The 19,198-nt window shown below is 55.5% G+C and carries 19 protein-coding genes; 3 read left to right on the plus strand and 16 right to left on the minus strand.

Annotation, left to right across the window (positions count from 1 at the left end):
• Positions 1-33 precede the first annotated feature (33 nt).
• The 6 genes from hisS to ndk all read right to left on the minus strand — a co-directional run bounded on the left by hisS (position 34) and on the right by ndk (position 6,180).
• Positions 34-1,308, minus strand: coding sequence for a histidine--tRNA ligase (gene hisS / locus AC6I8W_RS15550; RefSeq protein WP_497835742.1), 1,275 nt, complete (start codon positions 1,306-1,308; stop codon positions 34-36).
• Between the two features lie 104 nt (positions 1,309-1,412).
• Complete coding sequence (ispG, locus tag AC6I8W_RS15555; protein WP_497835743.1) at positions 1,413-2,534, minus strand: flavodoxin-dependent (E)-4-hydroxy-3-methylbut-2-enyl-diphosphate synthase; 1,122 nt, start codon at positions 2,532-2,534, stop codon at positions 1,413-1,415.
• Between the two features lie 38 nt (positions 2,535-2,572).
• A complete protein-coding gene (gene rodZ / locus AC6I8W_RS15560; protein WP_497835744.1) occupies positions 2,573-3,607 on the minus strand; it encodes a cytoskeleton protein RodZ in 1,035 nt (344 codons plus the stop codon).
• Positions 3,597-4,331, minus strand: a complete 735-nt coding sequence (gene pilW, locus AC6I8W_RS15565; protein WP_497835745.1) for a type IV pilus biogenesis/stability protein PilW — start codon at positions 4,329-4,331, stop codon at positions 3,597-3,599. The genes rodZ and pilW overlap by 11 nt, the downstream gene beginning before the upstream one ends.
• 78 nt (positions 4,332-4,409) lie before the next feature.
• On the minus strand, positions 4,410-5,579 hold the full coding sequence (rlmN, locus tag AC6I8W_RS15570) for a dual-specificity RNA methyltransferase RlmN (RefSeq protein ID WP_480364976.1): 1,170 nt from the start codon (positions 5,577-5,579) through the stop codon (positions 4,410-4,412).
• A 169-nt stretch (positions 5,580-5,748) separates the two neighbouring features.
• The gene (gene ndk, locus AC6I8W_RS15575) at positions 5,749-6,180 is read right to left on the minus strand and encodes a nucleoside-diphosphate kinase (protein WP_007884899.1); all 432 of its coding nucleotides are present in this window, start codon (positions 6,178-6,180) and stop codon (positions 5,749-5,751) included.
• A gap of 266 nt (positions 6,181-6,446) precedes the next feature.
• On the opposite strand from ndk, the gene sseA reads away from it, so the two are divergent.
• A complete protein-coding gene (gene sseA / locus AC6I8W_RS15580) occupies positions 6,447-7,289 on the plus strand; it encodes a 3-mercaptopyruvate sulfurtransferase (RefSeq protein WP_497835746.1) in 843 nt (280 codons plus the stop codon).
• A gap of 29 nt (positions 7,290-7,318) precedes the next feature.
• On the opposite strand, the gene sseB is transcribed toward sseA, so the two are convergent.
• The 5 genes from sseB to trmJ form a co-directional block, all read right to left on the minus strand.
• A complete protein-coding gene (gene sseB / locus AC6I8W_RS15585; protein ID WP_497835747.1) occupies positions 7,319-8,086 on the minus strand; it encodes an enhanced serine sensitivity protein SseB in 768 nt (255 codons plus the stop codon).
• Positions 8,087-8,137: 51 nt separating this feature from the next.
• Complete coding sequence (gene pepB / locus AC6I8W_RS15590) at positions 8,138-9,424, minus strand: aminopeptidase PepB (RefSeq protein ID WP_497835748.1); 1,287 nt, start codon at positions 9,422-9,424, stop codon at positions 8,138-8,140.
• Positions 9,425-9,492: 68 nt separating this feature from the next.
• Positions 9,493-10,665: an IscS subfamily cysteine desulfurase gene (locus AC6I8W_RS15595; protein ID WP_497835749.1), complete on the minus strand. Its 1,173-nt coding sequence runs from the start codon at positions 10,663-10,665 to the stop codon at positions 9,493-9,495.
• An 89-nt stretch (positions 10,666-10,754) separates the two neighbouring features.
• Complete coding sequence (gene iscR / locus AC6I8W_RS15600) at positions 10,755-11,252, minus strand: Fe-S cluster assembly transcriptional regulator IscR (protein WP_013510090.1); 498 nt, start codon at positions 11,250-11,252, stop codon at positions 10,755-10,757.
• Positions 11,253-11,384: 132 nt separating this feature from the next.
• Positions 11,385-12,128, minus strand: a complete 744-nt coding sequence (trmJ, locus tag AC6I8W_RS15605) for a tRNA (cytosine(32)/uridine(32)-2'-O)-methyltransferase TrmJ (protein ID WP_497835750.1) — start codon at positions 12,126-12,128, stop codon at positions 11,385-11,387.
• 117 nt (positions 12,129-12,245) lie between these two features.
• Between trmJ and suhB the strand changes: the two genes are divergently transcribed.
• Positions 12,246-13,049, plus strand: a complete 804-nt coding sequence (gene suhB, locus AC6I8W_RS15610; protein ID WP_480364991.1) for an inositol-1-monophosphatase — start codon at positions 12,246-12,248, stop codon at positions 13,047-13,049.
• Positions 13,050-13,089: 40 nt separating this feature from the next.
• Here the strand turns inward: suhB and AC6I8W_RS15615 are convergent, their stop codons facing one another.
• Both AC6I8W_RS15615 and AC6I8W_RS15620 read right to left on the minus strand, forming a co-directional pair.
• Positions 13,090-14,070: a nickel/cobalt transporter gene (locus AC6I8W_RS15615; protein WP_497835751.1), complete on the minus strand. Its 981-nt coding sequence runs from the start codon at positions 14,068-14,070 to the stop codon at positions 13,090-13,092.
• Positions 14,061-14,687, minus strand: a complete 627-nt coding sequence (locus tag AC6I8W_RS15620) for a DUF1007 family protein (RefSeq protein WP_497835752.1) — start codon at positions 14,685-14,687, stop codon at positions 14,061-14,063. Before AC6I8W_RS15620 ends, AC6I8W_RS15615 begins: the two co-directional genes overlap by 10 nt.
• 157 nt (positions 14,688-14,844) lie before the next feature.
• On the opposite strand from AC6I8W_RS15620, the gene csiE reads away from it, so the two are divergent.
• The gene (gene csiE, locus AC6I8W_RS15625; protein WP_497835753.1) at positions 14,845-16,113 is read left to right on the plus strand and encodes a stationary phase inducible protein CsiE; all 1,269 of its coding nucleotides are present in this window, start codon (positions 14,845-14,847) and stop codon (positions 16,111-16,113) included.
• Here csiE and AC6I8W_RS15630 read toward each other — a convergent pair.
• From AC6I8W_RS15630 to AC6I8W_RS15640, 3 genes are all read right to left on the minus strand, one after another.
• A complete protein-coding gene (locus AC6I8W_RS15630) occupies positions 16,110-17,246 on the minus strand; it encodes a 3-phenylpropionate MFS transporter (protein WP_497835754.1) in 1,137 nt (378 codons plus the stop codon). The two genes, csiE and AC6I8W_RS15630, sit on opposite strands and share 4 nt — an antisense overlap.
• A gap of 84 nt (positions 17,247-17,330) precedes the next feature.
• Positions 17,331-18,095 carry an SDR family NAD(P)-dependent oxidoreductase gene (locus tag AC6I8W_RS15635; protein ID WP_497835755.1) on the minus strand — a complete coding sequence of 255 codons (765 nt, stop codon included), beginning with the start codon at positions 18,093-18,095 and terminating at the stop codon, positions 17,331-17,333.
• On the minus strand, positions 18,095-19,174 hold the full coding sequence (locus AC6I8W_RS15640; RefSeq protein WP_497835756.1) for a ketopantoate reductase family protein: 1,080 nt from the start codon (positions 19,172-19,174) through the stop codon (positions 18,095-18,097). The genes AC6I8W_RS15635 and AC6I8W_RS15640 overlap by 1 nt, the downstream gene beginning before the upstream one ends.
• Positions 19,175-19,198: the final 24 nt, after the last annotated feature.

The following is a 19,198-nucleotide window of genomic DNA, read 5'->3' on the forward strand; positions in this document are numbered from 1 at the left end:
CTTTCTCCTAAAAATGGCTGTTGCGATACACGCTTACTGCAACAGCGTGCGCAACGTCGCGGCGGCTTCACCCTGGGCCAGCGTCTGCTGATCGCCGGTACGCAGGTCTTTAATTACCACCTGACCGGTTGACACTTCATCTTCACCCAGCACCAGCGCAATGCGCGCGCCCCACTTGTCTGCACGGGCAAACTGCTTCTTGAAGTTACCACCACCGAAGTTGGTCATCAGCTTCAATTGTGGGTCAGCATCACGCAGTTTTTCCGCCAGTTGCATCGCGGCGGACTGCACGCCCTGCCCCGAAGCGATAACATAGACATCAACAATGCGCGTCGGTTCAAATTCTGGGTTAACTGCCTGAACCAGCAACACCAAACGCTCCATGCCCATGGCAAAACCAACGGCTGGCGTCGGGCGTCCGCCCAGCTGTTCCACCAGGCCATCATAGCGACCACCACCGCACACCGTGCCTTGTGAACCCAGCGCACTGGTCATCCACTCAAACACAGTACGGTTGTAATAGTCGAGGCCACGCACCAGGCGTTGGTTGATGCGGTATTTGATACCGGCATCGTCCAGCAGCGCACACAAGCCGCTGAAATGCGCGCGTGAGTCTTCATCGAGGAAATCACCCAGCGTCGGTGCATCATTCAATAGCTGCTGGATGTCCGGGTTCTTGCTGTCGAGCACCCGCAGCGGATTGGTGTACATACGGCGTTTGCAATCTTCGTCCAGCACTTCTTTATGCTGTTCGAGGAAGGCCACCAGGGCATCACGATAGTTGGCTCGCGCGTCAAGTGAACCGATAGAATTCAGTTCCAGCTGTACATGGTCGGCGATACCCAGCGCTTTCCACCAGCGCGCGGTCATCATGATCAGCTCAGCATCAACATCAGGTCCTTGCAGACCAAATACTTCCGCACCCATTTGGTGGAACTGACGGTAACGGCCTTTCTGTGGGCGCTCATAACGGAACATTGGCCCCATGTACCACAGACGCTGCTCCTGGTTATACAGCAAGCCGTGTTCGATACCGGCACGCACACAACCCGCCGTGCCTTCCGGACGCAGCGTCAGGCTTTCGCCATTGCGGTCCTCAAAGGTGTACATCTCTTTTTCAACCACGTCGGTGACTTCACCAATCGCGCGGCTGAACAACGGAGTCTGCTCAACGATCGGCAGGCGGATTTCACTGTAACCATAGCTGGCCAGCACCTGCTTGAGCGTGCCTTCGATTCGTTGCCAGATTGCTGTGTCTGCTGGCAGGTAATCGTTCATCCCGCGAATCGCTTGAATATTCTTCGCCACGTTAGAATCTCTTAAGACCAAAAAACCTGTCCGGCATCATACCTTATGAGGATGAAACCGCACAGGTTCAATCACAAACTGGCACCGCTTACGCGCGCCTTCCCTTATTTTTCCAGCTGCTGCACGTTGATGCGACGGCTTTCATCCAGCATCGATGCCTTGGCGCGAATGCGCGCCTCCAACTGGTCGATCATGTCGTTGTTATCAAGACGGTCACGTTGGCGTACACCATCTTCATAGAAACCACTTTTCTTGTTGCCACCGGTCACGCCCAGTGTCGACACCGTCGCTTCACCCGGACCGTTTACCACGCAACCAATAATGGAGATGTCCATTGGTGTGATGATGTCTTCAAGGCGCTCTTCCAGCGCATTCACCGTGCCAATCACGTCAAACTCCTGACGTGAACAGGTTGGGCAGGCAATAAAGTTGATGCCGCGCGAGCGAATACGCAGTGATTTGAGGATGTCGTAACCGACCTTAACCTCTTCCACCGGATCGGCCGCCAGCGAAATACGCAGCGTATCGCCGATCCCTTCAGCCAGTAGCAGCCCTAAACCAATGGCGGATTTCACCGCACCTGCGCGCGCGCCACCCGCTTCAGTGATACCGAGATGCAGCGGTTGATCTATGGCTTTCGCCAGCAGGCGGTAAGATTCCACCGCGAGGAAGACATCGGAAGCTTTGACACTAACTTTGAATTGATCAAAGTTGAGACGATCGAGGTGATCCACATGACGCATTGCCGATTCGAGCAGTGCCTGTGGCGTTGGTTCGCCGTACTTTTCCTGCAAATCTTTTTCCAGCGACCCGGCGTTCACACCGATACGGATCGGAATATTGTAGTGCCGTGCGCAATCAACCACCTGACGGATACGCTCGTTGTTACCGATATTGCCAGGGTTGATACGTAGACAATCGACACCGTATTCAGCGACTTTCAGTGCAATGCGATAGTCAAAGTGAATATCCGCCACCAGCGGCACATTAACCTGTTGCTTAATCAGTTTGAAAGCTTCCGCCGCATCCATCGTCGGCACTGAGACACGGACGATATCGACGCCCACGCGCTCCAGCGCCTTGATCTGATTGACTGTCGCTTCAACATCCGTGGTGCGGGTGTTGGTCATCGACTGAACGGCAATAGGCGCACCATCGCCGACTGGCACCTTGCCGACGTAAATCCGCTTTGATTTGCGACGGATAATGGGTGCTTCGTTATGCATATTCTCTCTCCACAATTGCCCGGCAGGCGAGGTGCGCGTTATTGCGCACCCACAGTCAGACGAGCAACCTGGTTATTACGGATAAAACGACTTAAATCAACGGGCTGATTCTGATATTGCACCTGAACAGCGGCGGGTGCGCCAATTTTCAGACGATACGGAGGCTGACCCGCGAGACTGAGTTTGCCGCCGCTACGTTGCAGACCGCTAAACAGCTTTTTGCCGCTCGCGTCGGTCACTTCCAGCCAGCAATCCGCGCTGAAATTCATTACCAGTGCGTTCGGATCGCTCGGTGCCTGGCTTACGCCTGCACCACCGGTGGGCAGTTGACCTGCCACGCTGTTGACCGGCGCGGGAGAAGTCGCAGGCGGCGGCGTGGTATCAACCGGTGCCTGGCTGGGAGACACCACTGCATTGTCATTGCTTTGTGTAGTTGGTGCAGGCGTTGCCGCTGGCGCATTGCTGGCCTGTGCTGGCGTGGTGCCCGCGGTGTCCGGGGTAGTCAGTGCACCGGCCCCATTATCCACTGGCGTACCGGCACCGTTAGTATCGGCATCGGCAGAGGTATCGCTGCTGCTGTTATCACCCAGCGGGATAGACTGGCTGTTATCGCCGCTGCTGCCGTTCTGGTCAGCCATTGAGACCAGTTCATCCTGGGAGGCTTTATGGTTTTGCCACCACCAGGCACCGGTCAAACCGACGACGACGAAAATCACCAGCCAGGTGAAGATCATCAGCCAGCCATCGCGCTTCTTACGGCGTTTACCCAAAGAGAAGCTCTGCATCGGCTCGATTTTGGCAGCACGTACCGGAGCCTGCTTCGCCATCATCGGCAGCAGATCGTCTTCCGGCACATGGACCAGGCGTGCATAGGATCGAATGTAACCGCGCAGGAAAGTGGAGGCTAAATCAGCAGGCGATTTGTCCTCTTCAATATCACGTACGGTGGAAAGTTTCAGGCACAGGCGTTCCGCGACGTTTTGCTGGGTCAGTCCCAATTGCTCACGGGCCAGTCGCAGGCGTTCACCTGTGGAATGTACTGCAGATTTCTCTTGAGTGGCTTCAGTATTCATTAGCTAAATAACGCTGGTACTGTATCGATTGTGGAAAACTTCGCGCCAACCGGCCGCCATAACGTGTAACGTCAGCAGCGTTTCCCTGTTGCGCGGCGAAACGTATCTGTAACCATAAACTGTCTGCACGGGCAGGCAGCCTTTGGTGGTAAACCTCTAAGAGCAATGAAACCTTGTCCCATGCCTGCTGATCAAACTGCCTTTCCGCCTCCGTCAGCAGTTGATTCCCCTGCTCCGGCGCTTCATCCAGCGCGCGGGTTAATTGCTGTCGCGCGGCGGTATAATCTTCAGCCTGCAGGTAACAATAGCCCGAAAATAATAATGCATCGTGACGAGCGTCGGGTTCCTGCGCATCAGCCGCTAACTTAAACTGTTGATGCGATTCGTCATACTGCCTCAAACCGCAAAGAAACGCACCGTAATTGTTAGCGACGTAGCCGTTAGTTGGATCCATCTGCTGCGCTCGCTGGTAGTACCAGCGCGTTTGCGCAATATTCTGCTGCGCCTGAGCCAGACGTGCAAGCGCCAGGGGTACGCGATAGTCCGTTGGCGCAGCTTGTTGTGCTCGCAGCAAATTACGCTGCGCTGACGGAAAATCCTTTACAGCCAGGTAGTGCAATCCTAACTGCAAGCGAATATCTGCGGCTCCCTGACGCGCCGGTTCACTGACACAACCGGTTACAACAAAGCCTGCCAACACCACTGCTGGTAATCCCTTACTCATTGTCCGTTCTCCCTGAGTGATTCAGGTGGAGGAGACTGACATGAGTTGCGCCTGGTGAATATCACCAGACGCGGAGTTTCAGAGCGCCTTCACAGAGATGGCTTCACCCGCCATCTTTTTACGCATGGTACGTTTGGTTCGGTCGATCACGTCACCCGCTAACTGACCACAGGCGGCATCGATATCATCACCTCGGGTTTTACGCACGATGGTGGTGAAACCGTATTCCATCAAGACCTTAGAAAAACGATCAACACGGCTGTTGGAGCTACGACCATAAGGCGCGCCGGGGAAGGGGTTCCACGGGATCAGGTTGATTTTGCAAGGCGTATCCTTGAGCAGCTCGGCCAGCTGATGCGCATCGTCGGTGCTGTCATTCACATGATCCAGCAATACGTATTCGATGGTCACGCGCCCCTGATTGGCATTGGATTTCGCCAGATAGCGCTTAACCCCAGCGAGGAAAGTTTCGATGTTGTACTTCTTGTTAATCGGCACGATGTCATCGCGCAGCTTATCGTTTGGTGCATGCAGCGAGATCGCCAGCGCGACATCAATCATATCACCCAGCTTGTCGAGCGCCGGAACCACACCCGAGGTCGACAGGGTTACGCGGCGTTTTGACAGGCCGAAACCGAAGTCATCCAGCATGATTTCCATCGCCGGTACCACGTTGTTAAGGTTCAGCAACGGCTCGCCCATCCCCATCATCACCACGTTGGTGATGGGACGCTGACCGGTGACTTTTGCGGCACCGATGATTTTCGCCGCACGCCAAACCTGGCCGATAATTTCTGACACGCGCAGGTTACGGTTGAAACCTTGCTGCGCCGTCGAACAGAATTTGCACTCCAGTGCACAGCCGACCTGTGAAGAGACGCACAGCGTGGCACGGTCATCTTCCGGGATATACACGGTTTCCACCAGTTGGTCGCCCACGCGGATTGCCCATTTGATGGTGCCATCGCTGGAGCGCTTCTCTTCCGCCACTTCGGGGGCGCGAATCTCAGTGAGCTGCATCAACTTGCCACGCAACACTTTGTTGATGTCAGTCATCTGCTCAAAATCATCACAGCAATAGTGATACATCCACTTCATCACCTGGTCGGCGCGAAACGGCTTCTCACCCAGCGAGACAAAGAATTCGCGCATCTGCTGACGGTTGAGATCCAGCAGGTTAATTTTTTCGTTTTTCGGGGAAACAACCACGGGGGAAGCGGACGACGGCGTCACAATCTGTTCGGACATAATGTTCTCTGGCCTCGTTGTTACACGTTATGGCTCTGGTTAAGAATAGGAAAAAAACAGCGCCCTTGCTGAGCAAGCTCAACAAGGGCGCATAATTGTACTACATCTGCGGCATGATGCCAGGGGAACAGATTTACGCCTGATTAAAAGGTGTAAACCTTATGCCGCCTTAGCGAGTGCGCGGGCAGACTTCGTTTTCAGCGAAGAAGTAGGCGATTTCACGTGCAGCAGATTCGGCAGAATCTGAACCGTGAGTGGCGTTCTCGGTGAAGCTGTCAGCGTAGTCAGCACGCAGCGTGCCAGCCAGAGCGTTGTCCGGGTTAGTTGCGCCCATCAGGTCACGGTGACGCTGAACGGCGTTTTCACCTTCCAGCACAGAAACCACAACCGGACCAGAGGTCATGAATTCAACCAGACCGTCGAAGAACGGACGGCCTTTGTGCTCCGCGTAGAAGCCTTCAGCCTGCTCTTTAGTCAGGTGCAGCATTTTTGCGCCAACGATTTTGAAGCCCGCGCTTTCAAAACGGTTGTAGATAGCACCAATCACGTTCTTAGCGACAGCGTTTGGTTTAACGATTGAGAAAGTACGTTCGATTGCCATGTTGACCTCTGTTTTTGCGGCATAGCCATTCTGAAGAAACCGGGAACCGGCCCGGTAAGAAAACGGGGCGATTATAGGGACATCATCGGGCGTTGCCTATTGCCGATCGTAGGAATTATTGAAAATAATTGATTTTAGTCGGGGCAGACAGATTAAAAATGTGCCATACCCAAACGACCGGCCTCAACTTTCTCCTTACTAACCCTTGAGATAGCATCCACATTCCCGGACACTGAGTCTTTCCCGATTGATGAGAAGAGGTTGCGATGACAGCTCCCCTGTTTGTATCTGCTGACTGGTTAAAAGAACATTACACCGAGGAAACCTTACAGGTGCTGGATGCGCGCATGCTGCCACCCGGTCAGGAAGCGGTGCGTGATATCCAGGCGGAATATCTGGCGGGCCACCTGCCCAATGCCCCCTTCTTCAATATCGAAGCTCTGTCCGATCACACCAGCCCCTACCCGCACATGATGCCGCGTGCCGAAGCCTTTGCCGTAGCAATGCGTGAACTGGGCGTCAACCAGGATAAACATTTGGTGGTGTATGACGAAGGCAATCTGTTCTCCGCCCCGCGTGCCTGGTGGATGTTACGCGCCTTTGGCTGCGTCAACGTGTCGATCCTCGCGGGAGGGCTGGCTGGCTGGAAGGCGGCAGGTTACGCGCTGGAAACGGGTCCGGTCATGTTATCCGAAGGGGAATTTGACGCGAAGTATGACAGCGCGCAGGTGAAACGCCTGACCGATGTGTTGCTGATAAGCCATGAAGGCGGCGCACAGATTATCGATGCCCGCGCCGCTAATCGCTTCAACGCTGAAGTGGACGAGCCGCGCCCTGGCCTGCTGCGCGGGCATATCCCCAACAGCCTCAATGTGCCGTGGAATAATCTGGTGGTGAATGGCGCACTGAAACCGGCAGCGGAACTGCGCACGGAATTTGATCGGGCAGGCGTGACGCTGGATCAACCGATCATCACCAGTTGCGGTTCCGGCGTGACGGCGGTGGTGGTGATTCTGGCGCTGACATCGCTCGGCGTGCGCGATGTCACCCTGTACGACGGCTCCTGGGGCGAATGGGGTAGCCGCGACGATTTACCGATTGAGAAATGATAAAAAGCGCGGTCCTCGGACCGCGTTTTTTAGATAATGCGCTGGCTGCCTTTAAAATCACGCAGGAAGCTGCCCCAGCGGCGCTCGTAAAATGGCGTAATGTGGGCGGTAAAGAAATGGCTGACGCCATGCTCGCCACTTACCACTTCACAGAGATCGATCGGTGCATCGTCGGTGAGCGTATCGGTTGCCACGCTACCCGCCGCCTGAATGATCGCGTCGATATCGCTATCTGCCTCGATGCCAATCAACAGATTCGGTACATCGTCAGCCTGCTCACGAATACTGGCAATATACGCGCGACGTACCTGTTTATATTTGGCAAATAGCTGGGTAAGCGAGTCAACCATCTGCGCCGGTGGCTCGGCCACTTCGGAGAGCAGCAATGCCTGGCCGCTTTCCAGCAGCGTTTGCTGACTGAGCGCACTGCCCTCTTCACCCAGCAAATGCGCAATTTCACCTGGTGAAAACTCTTTCCCCGCAGGAAGCTTCGGGTTAAGGAACAGTGTTTCGCCCTGCGTCATTTCAAACAAGGTGCGTACCGGCAGACGCAGGTAAGGCTGTTCATCTTTGATGGCTTCGCTCATCGCCTGTTCAGATGTGAAAAAAGGGATGACGCTGCCGCCTTCTTCTTTTTCCCAGTGCTGAAGATCGACTGGTGTGGTGGCATCGAACTGCTGCGCGCTACTCTCGCCCGGCACCCAGACATCCGCTTCCAGCAACAGCTGAAAAAATTCCGGACGGTGCGCAGGCTCAGTGGCCGCCAGCTTCAGCACCTCTTCAAGACGGTTACTCATGGTTTAGTTTTTCCAAAAAAGACGGCAGGGTGATACCTGCCGTCAGCGAGATTATTTCAGCAACATATTGGCGATGGTGCGCACACCCAGGCCGGTTGCGCCTGCTGACCACTGATCCACCGCGCTTTTACGATAGGTCGCTGAGCAGTCGATATGCAGCCAGCCCTGTTGGTACTTGCTGACGAAGTGCGACAGGAACGCCGCCGCGCTGCTGGCACCGGCGGAGTGCGCCGGGCTGGCAATGTTGTTCAGATCGGCAAAGTTCGACGGCAGATGGCTGCGATGGAATTCCGCCAGCGGCAGACGCCAGAAAGCTTCGTTTTCACTGGCCGCGCTACCCAACAGCGATTGCGCCAGCACATCATCAAAGGTGAACAGCGCGTGATAATCGTTACCGAGCGCGGTTTTCGCTGCACCGGTCAGCGTTGCTGCATCAATCAATAGTTCCGGGTTTTGCTCGCTGGCATCAATCAGGCCATCGGCCAGCACCAGACGCCCTTCCGCATCGGTGTTCATCACTTCAACGGTTTTGCCGTTGCGATAGCGAATGATATCGCCAAGGCGGAACGCATTGCCGCTTACCATGTTGTCGGCGCAGCACAGGTAAAGCTTCACACGTTTGTTCAGGCCGCGAGAAATTGCCAGCGCCAGCGCGCCAGTCAGAGTGGCAGCGCCGCCCATGTCGGACTTCATCGAGTCCATAAAACTGCTCTGCTTGAGGCTGTAACCACCGGTATCAAAGGTGATGCCTTTGCCCACCAGACAAGCGTAAACCGGAGTCTTCTCGTCACCGCCCGGATTAAAATCCAGCGCCAGCAGCACCGGTGCACGGGTGGATCCACGGCCTACGGTATGAATGCCGAGATAACCTTGCTCGCGCAGATCCTCACCCTTGGTAATGCGATAACTCACCGCATTGCCGCCGACATCGGAAATCAGATCAATCGCGCTGTGCGCCAGTTGTTCCGGGCTAAGATCCTCAGCAGGCAGGTTGATGGTATTGCGCACCCAGTCAACGATCTTCAGGCGACGATCAAATTCGCGCTGCTCCTGTTCACTCAGGGTCGGCCAATCCACCTGGCGCGATCCTTTCGGGCCACGGTAACCCTGCCAGAAAGCCCAGCACTTCTCCAGATCCCAGCCTTCGCCGCTTAAGGCGACATGGCGAATGCCCTGACCATCGAGTTTGCGCGCCGCGCGCTGAATACTCAGCAGCGCATCTGCGCCGGTGAGATGAAGAGTCATGCCACTGTCATTGCTGCTCAGCAACGCTTTTTCACCCCAGCGCGCATCGGCGGCCTGGGTGCTGAGCGTAATCGTCATCGGTTGTGTTGTCATCGCGTGGCTCCGTATGCGTGAGTTATCACCTTCCGCCAGACCGGCGGAATGATGCTGTTAAACAATAATTAGCGAGAATTGGCCGCAGGCATCAACGCCCGTAGACGGGTTACCGCTTTGTTGACCAGCTCAATGGCGTAATCAATTTCCTCTGCGGTGGTAAAGCGTCCGAGTGAAAAGCGCAGCGAGCTGTGTGCCAGCTCCTGGTCAACACCCATCGCGCGCAGCACGTAAGAGGGTTCGAGACTGGCCGAGGTACAGGCGGAACCGGAAGAGAGCGCCAGATCTTTCAGCGCCATAATCAACGATTCACCTTCAACGTGGGCAAAACTGATATTGAGAATATTTGGGGCACCCTGCTCCAGCGAGCCATTCAGCGTGACATCGCTCAAGGCGTTGATGCCCTGCCACAGGCGCTGACGCAGAGCGGCAAGACGCGCAACTTCGCTGCTCATCTCTTCACGCGCAATGCGATAAGCTTCGCCCATGCCAACAATCTGGTGTACCGGCAAGGTACCAGAGCGCATGCCACGCTCGTGACCACCGCCATGCATCTGCGCATCAATCTGCAAACGCGGTTTGCGTCGTACCCAGAGCGCACCGATGCCTTTCGGGCCATAGATTTTGTGTGCCGAGAAAGACATCAAATCCACCGGCAGAACACTGAGGTCAATCGGCAGTTTACCCACGCTTTGCGTCGCATCGACATGGAACAGAATGTCGCGATCGCGGCACAAGGCACCGAGCGCGCCGATATCCTGAATCACCCCGGTTTCGTTATTCACGTGCATCAATGAGACCAACACCGTGTCTTCACGTAATGCTGCCGCCAGCATGTCAGGTGTGACGATGCCGTCATGGCCGGGTTGCAGGTACGTGACGTCAAAGCCTTCGCGCTCCAGCTGCTGGCAGCTATCGAGCACCGCTTTGTGTTCAGTCTGGCTGGTAATAACGTGTTTGCCGCGCGCCTGATGGAACTGCGCCGCACCTTTGATGGCGAGGTTATCGGCCTCAGTAGCACCGGAAGTAAAAACGATTTCACGCGGGTCGGCATTGAGCAGCTCCGCAACCTGATTGCGTGCCACATCAACGGCTTCTTCAGCCTGCCAGCCAAAACGGTGAGAACGGGAAGCGGGGTTACCGAACGTGCCATCCAGGGTGAGAAACTGCATCATTCTGGTGGCAACACGCGGATCCGCAGGCGTTGTGGCTGCGTAATCCAGGTAGATCGGTAATTTCATTGCGCTAAAGCTCCGTATAAAAAATCATACGTCTTTATAGCACGATTCGGCCCCTGCTGTATTAGCAGCAAAGGCCGAAAGAGAGCGGATCAGGCACGCAAGTTAACGTTGATGGTTTCCTGCACGCGGTGAGTCTGGAAGCGGCGATTGTCGATGGCATTTTGACGGTCAGCTACATCCAGAATTTCCTGATTGTTAACCAGTTCCGCCAGCGTGATGTTGTTGAGGAATTCGCTGATACGTACGCTCAGATCACGCCACAGGACGTGAGTCAGGCAACGTTCCCCGCCCTGGCAACCTTCTTTGCCCTGGCATTTGGTGGCATCAACGGATTCGTCAACGGCGGTGATTACCGCACCAACGGCAATCGCGCCAGCATCTTTACCTAACAGATAACCACCGCCCGGACCACGAACGCTGGCAACCAGACCGTGCTTACGCAAACGCGAGAATAACTGCTCCAGATAGGAGAGCGAAATGCCCTGACGCTCAGAAATGTCAGCCAGCGGCACCGGCCCCTCGTGCGAGTGCAGGGCAACGTCCAGCATAGCGGTAACGGCATAACGTCCTTTGGATGTCAGTCTCATAGCATACAACCTCGTAAGCGTCCGTCGGTTATCGGCGGGTATCTGTGAATGGCCGCTAGTCTGACATTCCTGAGTAAATTGGTCAACTATTTAACCTAGTAATTCGCTCAACTATTTAACCAAGCGTTTTACTCAACTATTATCCTCACTACCTTTACGTTTTTCGAACGACGCCAGCATACCGCGCAGAATGTTCAGCTCATCGCGTTCCGGGCGGGCACGGGTATACAAACGACGTAGCTTGCTCATCACCTGGCCGGGATTGCCTTCACGGATAAAGCCGCTGTTCAGCATCATCTGTTCCATGTGGAGGTAGAAGCGTTCCAGATCATCAACCAGCGGATAAGGTGACTCCTCAAACTGCGGCTGCGGTGTCGCTTTTTCCTGGGCATCCAACCATGCCATACGCACTTCGTAAGCAATGATTTGTACCGCCATCGCCAGGTTTAGCGAGCTGTATTCCGGGTTGGCCTGAATCGCCACATGATAATGGCACTTCTGTAACTCTTCGTTGGTCAGGCCAACGCGCTCACGGCCAAACACCAGCGCGACCGGTGCCTGCTGGCCCTCTTCGACGCTTTTGATGCCACATTCACGTGAATCCAGCATCGGCCACGGCAGAGAACGTGAACGCGCGCTGGTGCCCACCACCAGGCTACAACCGGCGATCGCCTCATCAAGGGTATCCACGATCTGCGCATTGCCGATCACATCGCTGGCCCCTGCGGCGAGGGAGATTGCCTGAGAATCAGGTTTGACTAATGGGTTAACCAGATACAGATTGCTTAAACCCATAGTTTTCATGGCACGGGCGACAGAACCCATGTTGCCGGTGTGGGAGGTTTCCACCAGTACAATTCGGATATTTTGCAGCATAATAGAAGCAGGTAAGAAAATGATGGCGAGATGCTAACATAAAACAGGACATTTACCGAATGCGCTGCTATACTCCGCGCCGTTTTCCTGTTCTTTAACATCCAGTGAGAGATACCGATGCATCCGATGCTCAACATCGCCGTGCGCGCTGCGCGCAAGGCCGGAAATTTAATTGCAAAAAATTATGAAACCCCGGACGCTGTCGAAGCCAGCCAAAAAGGCAGCAACGATTTCGTCACCAATGTTGATCGCGACGCAGAACGTCTGATTGTCGAAGTGATTCGCAAGTCTTACCCGCAACACACCATCATCACCGAAGAAAGCGGTGAACTGGCGGGCGACGATCAGGACATTCAATGGGTAATCGATCCGCTGGATGGCACCACTAACTTTATCAAACGCCTCCCCCACTTCTCCGTTTCTATCGCTGTGCGCATTAAAGGTCGCACTGAAGTTGCGGTGGTTTACGATCCAATGCGCAATGAACTGTTCACCGCCGTACGCGGTCAGGGCGCACAGCTGAACGGCTACCGTCTGCGCGGCAGCACAGCACGCGATCTGGATGGCACCATTCTGGCCACCGGTTTCCCGTTCAAACTCAAGCAGCATGCTCAGACGTATATCAATCTGGTGGGCAAACTGTTTACCCAGTGTGCTGACTTCCGCCGTACCGGTTCTGCGGCACTGGATCTGGCTTACGTGGCTGCGGGTCGTGTGGATGGCTATTTCGAAATCGGTCTGAAACCGTGGGACTTCGCCGCCGGTGAACTGCTGGTACGCGAAGCGGGCGGTCTGGTGACTGATTTTACTGGCGGCCATGGCTACCTGATGTCAGGTAACATCGTTGCCGGTAACCCGCGCGTAGTGAAAGCGCTGCTTTCCACCATGCGTGAAGAACTGAGCGAAGCGCTGAAGCGCTAATCCTTCTTGCCGTAGCGGCGCGATAAATCGCGCCGCTACGTTAAAATGGCCGTAGGCCGCTACTCATCATGGGTTGAGCGCTTTGCCACAGCAGTGCCCCCACCACCAATAACACCACGCTTCCGACTAATGCCAGCATCGGCATCAGCACTTTCGCGCCCTGCGCCGTCGGGTTGGCGCTGCCAAGTTTTTCCGCCAGTTTACGCGAACGCTGTACCAGTAATCCCATCGCCGAGACGGTCACCGCCGTGCCCATCGCCATCGCCATCGCCGAGGCAACGCCCCAGAGATACACATCAATCACTTTGGCAAACAGCAGCATCATAATGGCACCCGAACAGGGACGCAGCCCCATCGAGAACACCACCAGCGCCTGCGTTTTGCCACTGACGGCTTGCTCCATCTGCGCAGCACTTGGTAAATGCGCATGGCCGCAGCCGCAGTTTTCATCATGCTGATGATGGGGGCGGATAGCATGGATCTGCATTTTGGGCACCGGCTTTAACGCTGACCGTAACGCACGTATAGCGCGCCAACCCACCCAAATACCCAATGCCATCACCAGCAGATAACTGCCCTTCTCCAGCCAGTAGCTTCCCAGATGCATGGTGCGCGACGAGGTTTGTAGCACCACCAGCATCACCGTCACCAGTCCGATCGCCACGCCCCCCTGCAACAACGCCGCCAGCAGCGTCAGCTTCATGCTGGTTTTTAAACGCGCCGGATGGGTGGCGAGGAAGGTACTGATGACCATTTTACCGTGACCGGGACCAAGGGCGTGCAGCACGCCGTAAGCGAGACTGAATAGCATCAGGGTCATACCAGCTTGCTGCGGCTGTTGCGCCACCTGCTGTAACAACTGCGTCATTTCACGGTTCAACACCTTTTGCCACAACACACTTTGTAGCAAGATTTGCGGCCAGTATTGCCACAGCATGCCCGCTGCCAGCAGCAAAACCAGCGCCAGCAACCATAACGGCCATAAGCGGCGGGAACCGGAAGGTAGAGAGATTAATGACATGTCAGCGTTACCGTCTGTGCGAACTGCTGCCCGAGATCCATATCTTCCGGCGGAGCATCAGCTTTATCCAGTGACAAGGCGTATTGTTTCAACGAGTCATCCGGTTTTGGCGTGTGTAAATCCAACTGGCAGTGCGATTTCAGCGTGTCCGGCAGAGTCAGCGCCTGAGCGTTGTCGTAATACATATCGACAAAGTAGCTCGGATCAAAGGTCAGAATGCGGTACTGGGTATTACTCAGGGATTGCGGCTCACCCAGCGGCAGAATGAACTCCAGCACCGCTTTGTTACCGTTGCGCGATAGCTGGTATTCCTTCGGCAGATTGAGGAATTTCACCCGATTTTTCCCCTGCCACACTTCGGTGAAGTAATGCTGACCCAGCACATTCGCCATCACCTGCGCGGCCAGTTTCTTCCACACCACGCTACCCGGCTCGGCTTTACCGGCATCGTACAGCAGGTCGGCGGAGGTGATTTCATCCATGGTCCAGACCATTTTGAAGCCTGTGAGATGATCATTGTCGGTCAGAAGCTCAGTTTTCATATCAATAAAGCTATGCGGATGTGACCAGGCCACGTGGCTGACCAATAGCATCAGGGTAAAAAGCGTAATTTTCATAACGTTATAAAGTAACAATTAAAAGGTGCAGATTCCAGTGGTCCAGAAAAACTGTGACCCGCTTTGAAGCTCTGAATAAAAGTCACGACAAAGTGCAGGGTTACCGCACGGAGTTGGCTATTCTTAGCTCAAAAATGACCTGCTGGAATGACTATTGATGAGTTCTGCAACCTCCTCTGCACCACTCTTCAGCCGTTCCCAACGTCGCTGCCATCTGCTGTTGCTGCTGTTTCTGCCCGCTCCCGCGCTGACGCTTGACAAGCTCTGCCAGTTAAATGGCGTGGACCCTGTTGTCGCCCGACAGGATATCGCGGATGTCAGTGACGAGATACAGCGTTATCATCAACTGGAACTACACCAGATGGTTGATGGCAGCTTTCGTATACATGGAACGGAGCTGGACAGGCGTTTATGCCTGCTCCACTGGCTGCGACGCGCTTTGCGCCTGTCGCAGGATTTTGTCTGCGAACACTTTGCGCCGGTGCTGCGCCAGCGCCTGAAAGTGTTGAAAATCGAAAAAGCGTTGTGGGATGAAACCAACTTACAGGCGCTGATTCAGCATTGTAGCCTGCGACTCCAGCGGAACTTTAGTCCGCGCGATCGGCTATTTCTGCAAATCTATATGAAATATGCCCTGTGCCAGCGGCAGATGGCTCTGTTCAACGATGCCCAGCGCGCCTGGCTGGCTGAAAAGGCAGAACGTGAAGCCGCCGATGATGTCATTCATCACTGGCAAAAGCGTTGCCACCTGGTGCCCGATACCAGCGAAACTGACTTCTGGACGCTGCTGTTTAGCCTGATCCACGCACCGGATGGCACGCAGTTGCAGCACCGGCAAGCGCAAATTCTGATGCAGGCGGTGGAAGATTTAATCATCCGCTTTGAAAAACTGGCGCTGACCCAAATTAGTCATCCGGAGGAGTTAAAGCAGCAGCTGTTTACCCATCTGGCGCAAGCGCTGGACCGCAGTCATTTTGCCATCGGCATTGATAATAGTGTGGCGCTGGAGGTAGCACGGCTCTATCCGCGCCTGTTGCGCACTACCCGTGCCGCTCTCGATGATTTCGCCGTGCAATTTGCCACCCGTTTCAGTGCGGAAGAGGTGAGTCTGGTGGCGGTGTTGTTCGGTGCCTGGCTGATGCAGGAGAGTGCGTTGCAGGAGAAACAGGTACTGCTACTGACGGGTGACGATGCCAGTCTTGAGCAACTGCTGGAACAACAGATCCGCGAACTAACGTTGCTGCCGATTAACATCACCTATCAGGATATGCTGCAATTTCGTCAGCATGGCGCACCGCGTGACATTGCGCTGGTGATTACCCCTTATGCCACCTCGCTGCCGCTGTTTTCTCCGCCACTGATTCATGCGGAGCTGCCGCTGAGCGAACATCAGCAGCAGCGTATCCGCCAATTGCTGGAGTCTTAAGCTGCTCGTGGCCGCAGGAACAATGCGGGCAGTGCCACCAGCGCCATCACCCAGAACAGATGCCCCTGTAAAGGGGTAAACAGTACGCCACAAATCATGGTCATCACCGCAATCCCGCCCCCCATCGCCAACGCCGAATACAGCGATTGCAGACGGATCACCTCCGCACCTTTGCGTGCCGCGATAAAACGCATCGCCGCCAGATGGCAAACGGTGAAGCTACCGCAGTGCAGAATCTGTCCGACGATCAACAACGGCAAGGCCGTGCTGGCCCCGAGTAACGTCCAACGCACCAGAGCACAGATGCAAGAAAGCAGCAGCAGGTCGCGTGCCGTCCAGCGGCGGAACAGTCGGTTGCTGAGAGCAAACACCACGATTTCCGCCACCACGCCAAGCGACCAGAGATAACCCACGATGCTGGCTGAATAACCTGACTCCTGCCACCAGATAGCGCTAAAGCTGTAATAGGCTGCATGTGCCCCCTGCATCAGGGTCACGCACAACATAAAACGCCAGACGGCGTTTTCCCGCAGCAGGTCACGCCAGGCGGACCAACCGCCACTCGCTCCCTGACGTGCATCGCCCTGCGGTTGTGTTTTGGGGGGCAACATCATGCCGGACAGCATCGACAACACCCCGACCGAGAGCAACAGCAGAATCGCCTGTGATGAATATTGGCTAACCAGCATTCCGGTCAGCGCAGAACTGATCACAAACGCCAGCGATCCCCACAAGCGCACCGGGCCATAGGCGAGGCCGATTTGTTGCGTCCAGGTGGCGGCCAGCGCATCACTCAGAGGCACCAGCGGAGAAAAGAACAGGTTAAAACCAATCATCACCAGCAGCAGCCACAGCCACTGGCCGCCCAGCCAGAAACCGAGCGCGAACAGACAGCTCATTAGCGCCAACAGACGTAACGCACGAATCAAATGGGAGGGATTTTTTACCTGCGAGGCAATCAACAGGCTACCGACAAAACGTGCCACCATGCCGCAACCGATCATCAGACCGATTTTTTCCGCATCCAACCCTAAGCCTTTGAGCCACACGCTCCAGAAGGGCAAATAGATGCCGTAGCAGAAAAAGTAGGTGAAGTAGCTCAGTCCCAGCCACTTAGCCGATCCGATGGTCATACAAACTCCGCAGGGTAATTATTAACGTTATTATTTTGCGCGGTACTTTGTCAGAGCCATGAGTAAAAGGGAATAGAAAAAAGATTATCTGCCGCCGTCAACGCTGAGCGTTTGCCCCGTCACCCAGTTCGCCCAGTCCGAAGCGAAATACAGCACCGCATGGGCAATATCCTCGGCAACACCGAGCCGTCGCAGCGCAATATTATCGACCAACTGCTGCTGGCCTGCGCTCCCCATCGCCTCCCACTGTTTCTCGGTGGAAGGATTGCTGCGAATAAAACCAGGTGCCACGTTGTTGACGGTGATGTTCCACGCCCCCAGCTCGTGGGCCAGTTGACGTGTCAGGCCAATCTGCCCGGCTTTGGCACTGGCGTAGGCCTGAATGCCGGTGAGACTGACATCCAGTCCGGCGCGGCTGGAGATATTGATGATGCGACCAAATTGGCGCGCTTTCATCCCCACCACCGCCGCCTGCGACATTAAAAACACCCCATTCAGGTTAACATCGACAATCGCCTGCCACTGCGCGAAGGTGACATTTTCCAACGGCTGCCCCACCTGTCCAACCACGCCGCCCGCGTTGTTGACCAGCGTATCGATATGAATCTGGCGCGACGCCAGCGTGCCAAACAACGCGTTAATCGCCTCGGGCGAACTGATGTCGACGGTAAACGCCAACGCTCTCTCACCACACAACGCCGCCGTCTCCTCAACCTGCGTCTGCTGGATATCGCAGGCGATAACCTGCGCACCACGCGCAGCAAAAGCCAGACAAATGGCGCGACCAAATCCCTGCGCGGCACCGGTCACCAGCACCGTACGTTGTGAATAGTCAAAAGGGTTTTGCATCAGGAGGTTCCCGCTTCGTTGTCTTCGAGCAAGGCCAGGGTTGCCAGATTTTGCGGCAGCTCGCCACGCTCCACCAGGTGGATAAGCTGCACCAGTCGCGTGGTCAATGGCATCGGCAAATGAAAGCCAAGGCCAATAGCGATAGCCGGGGCGATCTGCGCGTCAATCTCGGTCTGGCGCTTACGCACCGCCAAATCGCGCCAGATGCCGGAGTGCGATTTCGCTGAACGGCGGTTATGCGCCACCATATCATCAAAGGATTGTCGGGTATGGGCGGGGCTGGCATCGGGCAAAAACGCAGAAGGATCAAAACCATCAAACCCTTCCAGCACGATGTTCTGTGCCTGCGCTACGCTACCGATTTCCAGCGCCAGCGCCGTCAGTACCGGGCGAAAACGTGGCATTGCAAGGACATCGGCAATGCTGTCGTTCGTCAATGCGGTGGCGAATAACAGCGCGCCGTAGATCATCTTCGCCCACAGAAATCCCCAGATGTTGGGCGTCATGATCGCCGCCGGGTCAAAGCTCAGCAGCAACCGATAAAGCATTTCAGTGCGTGGGCGGGTGATACCGTCCAGCTCGCCAATCACCACCGCGCCGCGCCCACCATGATGGATCACGCCGGGTTCGAGGAAGTCTGCGCCAAAATTGAGGAAAGCGCCGACGGTACGATCGACACCAACGACCTCAGCGATAACCCGCTCGTTGAGGCCGTTTTGCAACGACACCACAAAGCTTGCGGGTGCGAGGTGCGGCGCAATCTGTTGGAGCGCGTCAAGGGTATGGTGAGATTTCACTGCCAGCAACACACAGCGATAGTGGCCTGCCAGTTGCTCGGGTAAAAACGCCCGCGCCCGAACCACTTTTTCACCGAGGGGACCAGTGATGCGCAGACCATGAAGGTTAATAGCAGCAACATGCTCCGCCACGTTATCGACAAAAATTACCGACTGACCGGCGGCGATAAACGCAGCGCCGATGGCCCCACCAATCGCCCCAGCCCCCCAAATCACCAACGGGTCATGTGGTTGCGGCACTGCAGGGGAAAGATCGGCTTCTGGCTGAGTGACAACTGACATCCGTACCTCCGGGCAAGTCGCGCA

It is taken from the genome of Pantoea sp. X-Soil-TKNS-1211, assembly GCF_059730495.1.